Origin of the sequence: Streptomyces sp. NPDC053367 (assembly GCF_044545925.1) — a bacterium.
Classification (GTDB): Bacteria; Actinomycetota; Actinomycetes; order Streptomycetales; family Streptomycetaceae; genus Streptomyces.
Genome location: NZ_JBITYN010000003.1, coordinates 1 through 13,098, shown reverse-complemented (window position 1 = coordinate 13,098; position 13,098 = coordinate 1). Strand labels below are relative to the sequence as shown.

General features: G+C 72.6%; 7 protein-coding genes. 4 read left to right on the top strand and 3 right to left on the bottom strand.

All coding sequences use genetic code 11. The features are described from left to right. Positions 1 to 46 precede the first annotated feature (46 nt). Entirely contained in the window at positions 47 to 3,568 is a 3,522-nt protein-coding gene (locus ACIGXJ_RS09635; RefSeq protein ID WP_399642811.1) for an AfsR/SARP family transcriptional regulator, read from the top strand. On the opposite strand, the gene ACIGXJ_RS09630 is transcribed toward ACIGXJ_RS09635, so the two are convergent. After that, the gene (locus ACIGXJ_RS09630) at positions 3,565 to 5,877 is read right to left on the bottom strand and encodes a sigma-70 family RNA polymerase sigma factor (protein WP_399642810.1); all 2,313 of its coding nucleotides are present in this window, start codon (positions 5,875 to 5,877) and stop codon (positions 3,565 to 3,567) included. The two genes, ACIGXJ_RS09635 and ACIGXJ_RS09630, sit on opposite strands and share 4 nt — an antisense overlap. 422 nt (positions 5,878 to 6,299) lie before the next feature. After that, positions 6,300 to 7,037 carry a TetR/AcrR family transcriptional regulator gene (locus ACIGXJ_RS09625; protein ID WP_399642809.1) on the bottom strand — a complete coding sequence of 246 codons (738 nt, stop codon included), beginning with the start codon at positions 7,035 to 7,037 and terminating at the stop codon, positions 6,300 to 6,302. Positions 7,038 to 7,414: 377 nt separating this feature from the next. Here ACIGXJ_RS09625 and ACIGXJ_RS09620 point away from each other — a divergent pair, with 377 nt between their 5' ends. After that, positions 7,415 to 8,776 (top strand): NAD(P)/FAD-dependent oxidoreductase, encoded by a 1,362-nt coding sequence (locus tag ACIGXJ_RS09620; RefSeq protein WP_399642808.1) that lies wholly within the window; start codon positions 7,415 to 7,417, stop codon positions 8,774 to 8,776. Between the two features lie 222 nt (positions 8,777 to 8,998). Continuing rightward, positions 8,999 to 10,663 carry a SpoIIE family protein phosphatase gene (locus ACIGXJ_RS09615; RefSeq protein WP_399642807.1) on the top strand — a complete coding sequence of 555 codons (1,665 nt, stop codon included), beginning with the start codon at positions 8,999 to 9,001 and terminating at the stop codon, positions 10,661 to 10,663. Between the two features lie 82 nt (positions 10,664 to 10,745). On the opposite strand, the gene ACIGXJ_RS09610 is transcribed toward ACIGXJ_RS09615, so the two are convergent. Next, on the bottom strand, positions 10,746 to 12,023 hold the full coding sequence (locus ACIGXJ_RS09610; protein ID WP_399643652.1) for an MDR family MFS transporter: 1,278 nt from the start codon (positions 12,021 to 12,023) through the stop codon (positions 10,746 to 10,748). 122 nt (positions 12,024 to 12,145) lie between these two features. Between ACIGXJ_RS09610 and ACIGXJ_RS09605 the strand changes: the two genes are divergently transcribed. Further along, positions 12,146 to 12,694, top strand: a complete 549-nt coding sequence (locus ACIGXJ_RS09605) for a MarR family winged helix-turn-helix transcriptional regulator (RefSeq protein WP_399642806.1) — start codon at positions 12,146 to 12,148, stop codon at positions 12,692 to 12,694. Positions 12,695 to 13,098 lie beyond the last annotated feature (404 nt).

The following is a 13,098-nucleotide window of genomic DNA, read 5'->3' as shown; positions in this document are numbered from 1 at the left end:
GAGCCCGCGCAGGCCGCCGCAGGCACGCCCCGGCCACAATGGCCCGGTGCGGTACAGAATCCTGGGCATCACCGAGGCAGACGACGACAACGGCAACCCCCTCCCCATGGGCGGCCCCCGCCTACGCGCGCTTCTCACGGCCCTGGCCCTCCGCCCCGGCCGCATCACGCCCACCGACACCCTGATCGACGAGGTCTGGCCGGACGACCCACCCCGGGACGCCCCCGCCGCGCTCCAGGCCCTCGTCGGCCGCCTACGCCGCACCCTCGGCCGAGAGGCCATCGTCTCCGCCCCGGGCGGCTACCAACTCGCCGCACACCCTCACGACATCGACCTCCACCACTTCGAGCACCTCGTCCGCACCGGCACCACCGCCCTCGCCCACGACGACCCCCACACCGCCGCCCATCACCTCACCACCGCCCTCACCCTCTGGCGCGGCCCCGCCCTCGCCGACCTCCCCGACCGCACCACCGCCGCCACCCGCCCGGAGGCCCTCCGCCTGGAGGCGACCCGCAGCCGCATAGAGGCCCACCTACGCCTCGGAAAAGCCCAGGACGTCGTACCGGAACTACAGGAGCTCACCAAGACACACCCGTACGACGAACCGCTGCACGCCCTCCTCATCCGAGCCCTCCGCGACACGGGCCGCACGGCAGACGCCCTGAACGCCTACGAGACGGCCCGCACAGCCCTGGCGGACGCCCTCGGCACGGACCCGGGCCCCCAACTCCGAGCCCTGCACGCGGAGCTCCTGCACACCGCGCCCCTGCACACCGAACCGCCGCACACCGAACCCCTGCACACCGAACCGCCGCACACCGAACCCCCGCCCATAGCCCCCGCACCCCAAACCGACTCTCCGCCGCTCCCCCCGAGACGCCCTGAACGGAACGGCAACCTCCGTCCGCGCCTTACCTCTTTCGTGGGCCGGGAACTCGAGATCGAAGCGGTTCGTTCCGAATTGCACAGGGCCCGACTGGTCACGCTCACCGGACCGGGCGGCTCCGGCAAGACCCGCCTCGCCGAGGAAGCCGCCGCCGGGCTCCCACAGGCCTGGCTGGTCGAGCTGGCCCCGCTCGACCGGCCGGAGGCGGTACCAGGCGCGGTGGTCAGCGCGCTCGGTCTGCGCGAGACCGTGCTGCTGACCAACGACCTGGCCACCCCGCAGGAGGACCCGGTCACCCTCCTCATCGAGCACTGCGCAACCCGTAGCGAGCTCCTGATCCTTGACAACTGCGAACATGTCATCGGCGCGGCGGCGGACCTCGCCGAGACCCTGCTCACCCACTGCCCGGGGCTCACGATCCTCGCCACCAGCCGTGAACCCCTGGGCGTGCCGGGCGAGTCGGTGCGCCCGGTCGAGCCGCTGCTCCCCGACCAGGCGCACCGGCTGTTCGCGGAGCGCGCCGCGGCGGTACGGCCCGACGCCGCGGAGGTGCTGCGCGACAAGGAGGCCGTAGGGGAGATCTGCCGCCGCCTGGACGGCCTTCCGCTGGCGATCGAGCTGGCCGCGGCGCGGCTGCGGCTGCTCACACCTCGGCAGATCGCCGAGCGGCTGGACGACCGGTTCAGGCTGCTGACCTCCGGAAGTCGCACGGTCCTGCCCCGCCAGCAGACGCTGCGCGCGGTTGTCGACTGGTCGTGGGACCTGCTGGAGGAGCCGGAGCGGACGATGCTGCGCGAGGCATCGGTCTTCACGGGCGGCTGGGACCTGGCGGCGGCGGAGGCGGTGTGCGGCGGCCCGGCCGCGGACCTGCTGGGCGCGCTGGTCGACAAGTCCCTGGTGGTGGCGACCCCGTGCGAGCTTGAGGGCGCGCAGGGGATGCGCTACCGCATGCTGGAGACGATCCACGAGTATGCCGTGGAGCGGGCGGCGGAGAAGCCCGAGCAGCGCGCCGAGACAGAGCGACGACACCGCGCGTGGGTGCGCTCTTTGGTGGAGGAGGCCGAGCCCAAGCTGCGCTCCAGGGAGCAACTGCCCTGGATCGCCCGCCTGGAGGACGAGCTGGACAACATCAGGGCGGCACTGACCAGCGCCCTCACGGCGGGCGAGGAGGCCGAGGCGGGAGCGATCGCGCTGGCCATGGGCTGGTTCTGGTGGCTGCGCAACTACCGCAAGGAGGGCGCGGACTGGATCACCCGAATCCTGTTGCCGAGCACAAGCGAAACGACCCGGACCCCCGGATCCACCCGCAACCCTGAAACCATCCCCCATCCCGAAGCCACCCCCCATCCCGAAGCCATCCCCCATCCCGAAACCGAAACCACGCCCGACCCCGAGACCACCCCCGACCCCGAGACCACCCCCGACCCCGAAACCACCCCCACAACCGACGGGACCCCCCGCCCCCTCCACAGCCTCCGCATGGACCTGAGGATGCTGCACCTCTTCCTCACCTCGGACTCCGAGCCACCGGACGCCACCCAGGACCCGCGCCGCCGGGCGTACCTCGCGCGGCTGCGGCGGCGCTACGAGCATGGTGGGCCGGAGGCGGCCAGGATGCCGGGGATCATCTGGCCCCTGACCGTGTTCCACCTGCGCGGCACGCTCGACCCGAGGCCCGCTCTGGACGCGGCGGTCGCGAACTGCAGGCGGTACGGCGGGGACTGGGAGCTGGCGGCCACCCTGATGTTCCGGGTGCACCTGGCCGTGGACTCGGCCGGCGGCCTCCACGGCGTGGACGACGACCTGGCCGAGCTGCGCGAGCTCAGCCGACGGGTCGGCGACCGCTGGATGGGCGCGCAGGTGTGCAGCGCGGCGGGCGAGGCGGCGATGGCCCGCGGCCGTTTCGAGGAGGCCGGGGGCGAGTACCGGGAGGCGCTGCGGCTCGCTCATGAGGTCGGCGCGTACGGAGAGACGCCGTTCCTGGTGGCCCGTCTCGCCGAGATCGCCTATCGCTCGGGCGACCGCCCCACCGCCCTGGCCGCGCTGGACGAGGCGAGCGACGCGGCCGGCCGGTACGGGGTGCCGGAGTCCCGGGCGTTCATGAACCTGCTGCGGGCCTATATGTACCTGGAGGACGAGGACATCGCAGGCGCACGCGAGTGGGGCGAGGCGGCTCGCTCGGCGGCTGCGCGCAGCCCTCTGCCGCCGCAGTTCACCGCCGCGCTGGACGCCCTCGACGCGTTCGTCGTCGCCGCGGAGCGGGGGCCCGAGCACGGGCTTCCGCTGCTGGTGGAGACCCTGCGCAGGGCGGTGGCCGACCACTGCGCGGACCTGGTCACGGCGGGTCTGACGGAGTCACTGGCGGTGCTGCTGGGCAGGCTCGGGGACCACCCGCGCGCGGCGCGTTTCCTGGCGGCGGCGGACCGGCTGCGGGACGGCCGGCCGAGTCCCATGCCGGAGGCGGCCCACGCCGAGCGCACCCTGGCGGCCGCCCGTGAGGCGCTGGGCGCCGAGCGCCTGGAGCGGGAGACCGCCGAGGGACGACAGCTGACCCTGGCCGACGTCCTGGACGAGCTGACCCCGCCCGCGAGCGGCAGCCGGCGGCAGAGCGGCAGCGACCGAGTGGGGACCGACAGCGACCGAGTGGGGACCGGCAACGGCCAAGGGCCCGGCGACTAGGAACAGGTGAACCGCGACTGCGCCCAGTCGGCCATGGCCAGGTGGTCGAAGTGGCTGTGGGGTTCGACGACCAGCCGGACGGTCCTGTGGCCGGTGAGGTTCACATGCACGGGCACCGCCGGGTCGCCGCCCTTGATCCGGTCGGACTTCCACAGCGGGACGCCGTCGGCGAAGACGGAGAAGTACACATGGCCGAGCTTCATCGTCATGTCGTCGACCCCGACGACGGCGTCGTAGGCCGTGCACTCGCGGTTGAGGTCGATGATGACGGAGGACTGGCCGTTGACCGTCACGCCGTGCGTGTAGGTCTGCTCGCTGATCGACAGGCCCTGGCGCTGCCACACCCAGCTGCTCTCGCCGAGCCGCATCTCCGGCGCGGTCCCGTCGCCGGCGACGTCGTAGGCCAGCTCGCTCCACTGGTAGACGGCCGGTGGCGGCGGGGGAGTGGGCGTCGGAGTCGGGGTGGGCGTGGGAGAGGGCGTCGGCGACGGCGACGGCGTGGGTGTGGGTGTGGGCGTCGGGCTGGGAGTCGGGGCGGGCGTGGGAGTCGGGGTGGGTGTCGGCGTGGGTGTCGGGGCCGGGGCCGGCGCGGGGGCGGCGACCACGGGCCGCGGGGCCGGCTTCCGCGACGGTGCGGGCGTCGGAACGGGCGGCTCCGGCTCCATGACCGGCGTGGAGGCGGGCGGCTTGGCCACCGGTTCCTTCGGGGTCGTGTCGCCGACCAGGGCGAGCGCGATCGCGGCGGCGGCCACGGCGACCACACCGGCGGCGATACCGGCTTTCACCGGCGCGCCGAGCCCCTCGGAGGCGGCCGCGCCGCCGCCCGCGCTGGACCCCGACGAGCCGCTCGCCGCGGCGGCGGCGCCCGCCGCTCCCGCGGCCCCCGCGCCGGTCCCGCCGGCGATGAGCGCGGCGGCCTTGGCGTACCCGGCGGCACCGAACCAGCCGATGACGGCGACCGGCACGACGGCGGGGATGCTGCTGGCGACCTCTTCGATCTGGCTTGCCGCCAGCCGGCACTGGGCGCACTCCTCCAGGTGCTTGCGCAGCCCCCGCTCGGCACGGGTGCGCAGCTTGCGGCGGGCGTACGTGCCGAGCTGGTCGGCGTAGCGGGCGCACTCCTCGTCACCGGCGAGCGAGGCGCTGACATGGGCCTGGAGGTAGGCCTGCTTCAGCCCCTCGCGGGCCCGGCTGGCCAGCACGCGCGTGCCGTTGGCGTCGAGCCCGAAGAGCGTGGCGACGGCACTGGGCGACTCGTCCTCGACCTCGGTGTGCCACAGCACGGCCTGCCAGCGCTCGGGCAGCGACCGGAAGGCCCGCATGGCCATGGACTGCTCGGCCTCGTGCATCGCGAGCACATCCGCGCCGAGATGCAGTTCGAGGGTGTCCGTGTCCGAGGTCTCCGAGACCCGCGCCGCCTGGGTGGCGAACACCGCGAAGTCGTCGACCAGTTGCTCCCGCTTCGCGGAATTCGTCCAGTTCGCGGCGACGCGCCGGACGCTGGTGAGCAGATAGGCGCGCACCGCGTGCTCCGGGCCCGAACCGCCACGCACCGCCTGGAGCATGCGGGCGAAGACCTCGGCGGTGAGGTCGTCGGCGGTGTGGGCGTCACGGCAGCAGGTGCGGGCGTAGCGGCGTACGGCGTCGGCGTGGCGGCGGTACAGCTCCTCGTAGGCCGAGTCGTCGCCCGAGCGCATCCGCCCGATCAGCTCGGCGTCGGACGGCGGCAGCTCGATGGGCGGCGGCAGCACACTGTCCTCGCGCCACCCGTCCTCCCGCCGGTCCCACTGTGCAGGAACGCTTCCCTCAGCGGGAACGCCGCCCTGTCCCGGAACGCCGCCCTGTCCCGGAACGCCACCCTGTGCAGGAACGCTTCCCTCGACGAGGACGCCATCGTCGGCAGGCACACCACCCTGAGCGGGGACACTGCCCTGACCAAGGACACCGCCGGAAGCGGCGATGCCCCCTTGAGTCGGAACGCCGCCTTGAGTCGGAACGCCCCCCTGAGACGGGACACCCCCCTGGGTCGGCACGCTGTCGGCCGCAGAAGGCTCACCCTCGGCGGGAAGATCCCGCTCCGCCGCAGGCCCCCCGACCACCGGCCCCCCGACCACCGGCTCTCCGCCCACCGGCTCTCCGCCCACCGGCTCTCCGCCCACCGGCTCTCCGCCCACCGGCTCTCCGCTCACCGGCTCTCCACCAGCCGGTACTCCGGCGCGGCCGCCCTGGTTCGGCACCTGCGGCGAGGTGCGGTCACCGGCCTCCGCGTCACCCTCACCGAGCGACTCGTCCCGCCCGTCAACACTCATCGCGGAAAGCCTCCGCCGCCAGCCCAACCAGTCCCGACCACCGGGCCAGACTGCCACAGGCGATTTCGGCAGGAGACCCGCAAGAGCGGATCAGCCACTCGTCCGAGGGGATCGAGCGGCGAGGAGTACTGGCGTTCACTCATTCGGGGGAGAAGCAACCGACAGGTGACGCGGCCGAGTTCAAGGCGGCACCGGACATTTTCCGGCACCGCCCAGGGCGACGGCGGCACCGCCCCACGGCGAAGGCGGCACCGCCCGTAGCCGCGACGGCACCGCCCTTGGCGACGGCAGCGCCGCCCCATGGCGACGGCGGGAGCCGAGAGCGCCCCGGACATCCCCGCCGCCGTCACCATCACTCGATCAGCACTCGATCAGCAGTCGACGATCACTCGATCATCACTCGGCAGACGAGCTCACCGCGCTCACGCGGGCCGCGAGCGCAGGCCCTCCAGCAGGATGTCCAGCAGCCGCGCCGAGGCAGCCGCCTGCTGCGCCGCGTCGGGCAGCGAGGGCGCCGCCGTGGCGATCACCAGCAGCACGTCCGACACCGATACGTCCGGCCGCAGCTCACCGGCCGCACGCGCCCGGTCCACGAGCTGACCCACCACCTCCAGCAGCGCGGCGGCGCCCGCGTCGTCGGCCGGGTCGTCCTGCACCAGCCGCAGCTCCCCCGAGACCGGCTGGGGCTGGCTGCGCTGCTGCGGCACCCGCGCCTCGTCGAGCGGGTCCCCGTCGTCGGCCACGCCGACCCGCAGCACCTGCGGCGGCAGCAGCCGCCCGGCGCCGGAGGCGACCGACGTCCGCAGGAAGCGCGACAGCGCCGACCACGGCTCGTCCTCCTGGCCCAGTGCCGCGCGCGCCTGGTCGGTCAGCCGGGAGGTCTCCTCCTCGGCTATCCGGCGCACCAGCACGTCCTTGCTCGGGAAGCGCCGGTACACCGTGCCGACACCGACCCGGGCCCGCCGCGCCACGTCCTCCATGGGCGCGCCGTACCCGAGCTCGCCGAACACCTCGCGCGCGGCACGCAGCACGTGCTCGAGGTTGCGCTGGGCGTCCACTCGCAGCGGCGTCGAGCGCGGGCCCTCCCCGCGTCCGTTGCCCACCGCCCCGCCGGCGGCGACGGCCGACGCGGAAGCCCAATGAGAATCCTGAATGTGCATACGAAATCCCCCGGTAATGACGTCTCCCCCCGGAGACTCTCCCCGCCATTTGGATGCCGGAGCGCGCGGAAGAGACCCCGAACCCGGATCCGCCCGCAGCGGACCCGAGGAGCGCATCCCCCTACACCCCGTCGACACACGAACATAGTTGAGAGGGAGTCAATTCAGAAGGGGCAGGTTCCGCACAGAGCGCCCCCCGATCGGAGTACGAGCCGTATACGTCCCGGTTGCGCCCGCTTGCGACCCCCGCTACACACGCACTGACCTGCACACCTTCCCCTACTCCGGCACCGCGCCCGACGCGGCGCGCCGACGGCCCTTCGGTCACACAAATTGCCGAGGCTGTGGACAAACGAAGGCGCCGGGTGCGTCATGGGATGGTGAAGGAACGTGCGCGCATTCTCGTTGTCGGCGGCGGCTACGTCGGGATGTACACGGCCCTGCGTCTCCAGCGGCATCTCAGGGCGGAACTGAGGCGCGGCGACGCCGAGATCACCGTCGTCACCCCCGACCCGTACATGACCTATCAGCCGTTCCTCCCCGAGGCGGCCGCCGGATCCATCTCGCCACGCCATGTCGTCGTGCCCCTGCGCCGCGTGCTGCCGCACTGCCGGGTGATCGTCGGCGAGGTCACGGGCATCGACCACGCCCGTCGCACCGCCACCCTCACCACCCTCGCGGGCGAGGAGGGCGCCGGGCCCGAAGACCTCCCCTACGACGAGCTCGTCCTCGCCCCCGGTTCCGTCTCGCGCACTCTGCCCGTGCCCGGCCTCGCCGAGCACGGCATCGGCTTCAAGACGGTCGAGGAGGCCATCGGCCTGCGCAACCACGTCATCGAGCAGATGGACATCGCCTCCTCCACCCGCGACCCCGCGGTCCGCGACGCCGCTCTCACCTTCGTCTTCGTCGGCGGCGGCTACGCCGGGGTCGAGGCCCTCGGTGAACTGGAGGACATGGCCCGCTACGCCGCGCGCCACTACCACAACGTCCGCCCCGAGGACATGAAGTGGATCCTCGTCGAGGCCTCCGACCGCATCCTGCCGGAGGTGGGCCCCGACCTCGGCCGCTACACCGTCGCCGAGCTGCGCCGCCGCAACATCCAGGTCCTCCTCGGCACCCGCCTGGAGTCCTGCGCCGACCGCGTCGCCGTCCTCAGCGACGGACAACGTTTCCCGACTCGTACGGTCGTATGGACCGCCGGCGTCAAACCGCACCCCCTGCTCGCCGCGACCGGCCTGCCCCTCACCGACCGCGGCCGGCTGCGCTGCACCGCCCAGCTCGCCGTCGAGGGCGCCGAACACGCGTGGGCGGCGGGCGACGCCGCGGCCGTCCCCGACGTCACCGCGGACGACGGCCGCGACTGCGCCCCCAACGCCCAGCACGCCCTGCGCCAGGCCCGCACCCTCGGCGACAACATCGCCCACGCCCTGCGCGGCGAACCCCTGGACACCTACGCCCACAGGTACGCGGGTTCCGTGGCGTCCCTCGGCCTGCACAAGGGCGTCGCCCACGTCTACGGGCGCAAGCTCAAGGGCTACCCCGCCTGGCTCATGCACCGCGCCTACCACCTCAGCCGCGTGCCCACCGTCAACCGCAAGGCACGCGTCCTGGCCGAATGGACCCTCGCCGGCCTGTTCAAACGGGAGATCGTCTCGCTCGGTTCACTCGAACACCCCCGAGCGGAGTTCGAACTCGCGGCCGGGGGAATGCCTCCGGGGAACCCGAAGGGGTCGTCCTGACCGAAGCCAGGAACTCGACGCACCGGCCGGGCGTCTGACGGATGTCGGCCCGGTCCGTCACACTGCCAGACTGGTCCACCGTCAGGACGGGCCCCCACCCGCCCTGCGACCCCACGAGGCTTTTCCCAAGTGCTGCATTTCCCGGGGACGGCACCCACCCGCGCCCCGGGGGCCCCGGCCGGGTCCGGAGCCGGCCGACGACCACTACCGAGGCAAGGATTCGTGAACTTCACGCGTTGGAGCGCCCGGCTCCCCGGAACGCAGCGCCGCGCCGCAGCGCGGACCGAACCCACGGTCGCTCCCGAGCGCAGAGCGGACCACCGAGGCGAAGGCTCCGTGCCCGCGGCCCGCGCCGAACAATGGACCGACGGCTCGTCCCCCGTGCCCGCCGTCGACGACCTGCCCGTGCGCGAGGTCCTCGACCGCGTGCCCGCCCTCGTCGCCCTCGTACACGGCACCGACCACCGCCTCGCCTACGTCAACGACGCCTACACCTCCGCCTTCGGTCCCAGACCGCCCGGCGAACCCGCGGGCGAGGCCCTGCCCGAACTCGTCGAACTCGGCCTCATGCCGCTGCTCGACCAGGTCCTGCGCAGCGGCAAGCCCCGCACGGTCAAGTCCCGCAAGGCCTGCGACGGCCGCTCCTACACCTTCACCTGCACCCCCGTGACCGAAGGCGGCCCCCACACCGGCGTCCCCGGCGTGCTCGTCTTCGCCACCGACGTCACCGACCACGCCGAGGCCGCCGAACGCCTGCGCGCCAGCGAACGCCGCCAGCGCGAGACGGCCGTCACCCTCCAGCGCTCCCTGCTCCCGCAGGAACTCGAAGAACCCGACGACCTGCGCATCGCCGCCACCTACCAGCCCGGCGGCACCGAGGCGGCCGTCGGCGGCGACTGGTACGACGTCATCACCCTCGGCGGCGGCCGCACCGCCCTCGTCATCGGCGACGTCATGGGCAGAGGCGTCCGCGCGGCAGCGGTCATGGGCCAGCTCCGGACGGCCGTCCGCGCCTACGCCCGCCTCGACCTGCCCCCGCACGAGGTGCTCCAGCTCCTCGACGGCCTCGCCACCGAGATCGACGCCAACCAGATCGCCACCTGCGTCTACGCCATCCATGACCCGAACGAGGGACGGCTCGTCTACTCCTCGGCCGGCCACCTGCCGATCCTCGTCCGCGACGAGAGCGGCACCGTCCTGCGCGCCGACGAACCCACCGGCCCACCGCTCGGCACCGGCGGCTGGATGCACGCCTCCGGCTCCGTCCCCCTCGGCCCCGGCGCCACCGCCGTCCTCTACACCGACGGCCTCGTCGAACGCCGCGACGAGGACCTCGACGAAGGCATCGCCGCCCTGGAACGCGCCCTCTCCGGCGCCACCGGCAGCCCCCAGGTCGTCTGCGACCGCCTGCTGCGCTCCGCGGGCGTCGCCGCCGACCACGACGACGACGTGGCCGTCCTCGTCCTCCAGCAGCCCGCCCGCACCGGCGCGGAGAGCGACCTGTTCCGCAACGCCGCGCTGGAGCTGCTGGGTGGTGTGGAGGCGGCCCCACGCGCCCGTGCGTTCGCCTCCGGCGTGCTGACCAGCTGGCGGTTCCCGACCGAGCTGCACGACCTGGGTGTCCTGGCGGCGAGCGAGCTGGTCGCCAACTCGCTGCAGCACGGCACGCCGCCGATGCGGCTTCGGCTCCGCCGTACCGACCGACGTCTGATCGTCGAAGTCACCGACGGGGACGATCACCTGCCCCGACGGCGGCGGGCCGAGCCCGGGGACGAGTCGGGGCGGGGCATCGCGATCGTCGCCACGATCGCCTCCAGCTGGGGGTGCAGGCGTACTCCCGGTGGGGGCAAGGCCGTGTGGTGCGAGTTCGCTCTGCCGAAGGGATGACGCAACGGCCGGCCGAGGAGGTGGTCCCCGTCCTCGGCCGGCCGTCTGCCGTCTGTGGCTGTTCGCGCAGCTACCCGCGCCCCTAGGCGTCCGCGGCCACGGTCTCCGGAACAGCGCTGCCGCCCCTTGCCACCACACGGTTGCGGGCCACCCACGGCTGGTCCTGGGCCTCGGTCAGCCGTCGGCCCAGGCGAAGCGCCAGGACACTGATGCCGAGGGAGAACAGCAGGAAGGTCACGATGTACGGCGCGTGCAGCGAGGCGCCCATCGGGCCGCCCACCGCCGGGCCGACCGCCAGGGCCAGCTGCTTCACCAGGGCGAAGGCGGAGTTGTACTGACCGGCCATGCCCTCCGGAGCCAGGTCGGCCACCAGCGGCGCCACCGTCGGCGACAGCATCGCCTCACCGAGCCCGAACAGGGCGTACGTCGAGACGAACGCGGCCGTCGCCATCGCCTGACTGGTGTGGCCCAGCCCCGCGTACCCGGCCGCGAGCCAGGCGACCGCCCAGATCAGACCGACGGCCGCGATCACCTTGGACCGCCGGCGGCGCTCGACGAACTTCAGCACGGCGAACTGGGCCACGACGATCATCGCGGTGTTGGCGGCCAGCGCCGTCCCCAGCGCGGACGTCGATATACCGGCGGCCTCGACCCCGTACGCGCTCAGGCCCGACTCGAACTGTCCGTAGCAGGCGAAGAAGAGCACGAAGCCCAGAACCATCAGCTGGACCATGGCACGGTTGCCGAGCAACTGCTTCCAGCCGCCCCTGGCCGACTGCGCCGGGCTGTCGGCCATGCGGGGCGAGTGCGGCATCCGCACGGTCGACATCACGACGACCAGCAGCAGGAACACCGCCGCCTCGATCGCGAAGAGCAGGGTGAACGACGACACCTGCGAGGTGTCCACCAGGTGGCCGCCTATCAGGCCGCCCACACCGAGGCCCAGGTTCTGCAGGAAGAACTGCATCGCGAACGCCCGCGACCGGGTCTCCGCCGACGAGCAGTCCACGATCATCGTGGCCAGGGCCGGCTGCATCACGGCCTGACCCGCGCCCAGCGCCGCCGCCGACAGCAGCACGGTCGACGCACTGCCGGCCAGCCCGAGGCTGAGCGCACCGAGAGCGGCTGTGACCAGGGCGGTGAGCAGCACCGGAAGCGGGCCGCGCCGCACGATCGCCCGACCGGCGAACGGCAGCACTGTCAACGCGGCCACGGCGAAGACCGCGAGGACCAGCCCCGCCGTCGTGGCACCCAGCCCCCGCACCTGCGCCACATAGACGTACAGGTAGGGGACCGTGAAGCCGAGCCCGAACGCGCTGAGTGCGTTGCCCACGTGGATCCGGCGCATCGCTGCGCCCATCTGCCTGGTCACGTTCACCTCTCTCACTAGTTAGGAGTGAAGACTTCGAAACTAAACTTCGAAGCTAAAGAGTACATGTGCAAGGACTTCGACGCCAAGCCCCGGCGTGCGATACTTCGGCCATGGGTGACACCCCCGGCATCAGCGAGCCGACACTCGAAGAACAGATCGCCGCCTACCAGCGCGAGTTCCAGGACCTCGACCCCCAGGTCGAGAAGATCGTCTCGGCGCTGTCCCGCCTGAACCGGCGTATGAACGTCGCCTACGGCCGCCAGACCGCCGCGCTCGGCATCAGCAACGCCGAGTGGGAGGTCCTCAAAGCACTCGTCCTGTCCGGCGCCCCCTACCGCATGGGCCCCAGCGACCTCGCCAAGCGCCTCGGCCTCACGCCGGCCGCGATGACCCACCGGATCGACCGCATGGTCGCCGAGGGCCTCGTCACCAGGGAGCGCGACGAGTCCAACCGGGTCCGCGTCATCGTGGAGCTGACGCCCGAGGGCCGGGAGAAGTGGCTGGAGGCCATGCGCCTCGCCTCCGTCTTCGAGGAGGGACTCCTCCAGGACCTCACCCCGGCCGAGCGCACCGTCCTCGGCGAGGTCCTCGCCCGGCTGCTGCGCCGCGTGGAGGACGCCCAGCCCGACGCCGGCGGACGCCTCACCGACCTCGACTGAGCAGGTCACGGACGGTCCCGGCGAGGCGCTTGACACGGCCCCTGCCAGTGCGTAGAGTTCTTCGGGTTGCCGGGGAGCCGTAACGGTTCTGGACAGCACCTTCCGCCGCATCAGCGGCAACAAACCACTCAGCAAGATCTCCCGACGGGGTTGATTTCCGCTTGCCGGAATTCAATTCGAATAGGGCTCTGCGAACCCGATCCACGCGATTGGGAATCACGGAGCGGATCCGCTAAGGTTTGAGACGTCGGAACGGCCCAGCGGCCGGGAAGACAAACCCTCCTGACAGGGAGTCAGACGCCGAAAGGGTCTGATAGAGTCAGAACCGCCGGAAAGGGAAACGCGGAAGCGGGAACCTGGAAAGCACCGAGGAAATCGGATCGAGAAAAGATCTGATAGAGTCG

Excerpts from the sequence above, each read along its gene's own strand:
- ACIGXJ_RS09605 (WP_399642806.1), top strand. The coding sequence starts at position 12,146 with ATGGGTGACACCCCCGGCATCAGCGAGCCGACACTCGAAGAACAGATC.
- ACIGXJ_RS09610 (WP_399643652.1), bottom strand. The coding sequence starts at position 12,023 with ATGGGCGCAGCGATGCGCCGGATCCACGTGGGCAACGCACTCAGCGCG.
- ACIGXJ_RS09630 (WP_399642810.1), bottom strand. The coding sequence starts at position 5,877 with ATGAGTGTTGACGGGCGGGACGAGTCGCTCGGTGAGGGTGACGCGGAG.
- ACIGXJ_RS09620 (WP_399642808.1), top strand. The coding sequence starts at position 7,415 with ATGGTGAAGGAACGTGCGCGCATTCTCGTTGTCGGCGGCGGCTACGTC.
- ACIGXJ_RS09625 (WP_399642809.1), bottom strand. The coding sequence starts at position 7,037 with ATGCACATTCAGGATTCTCATTGGGCTTCCGCGTCGGCCGTCGCCGCC.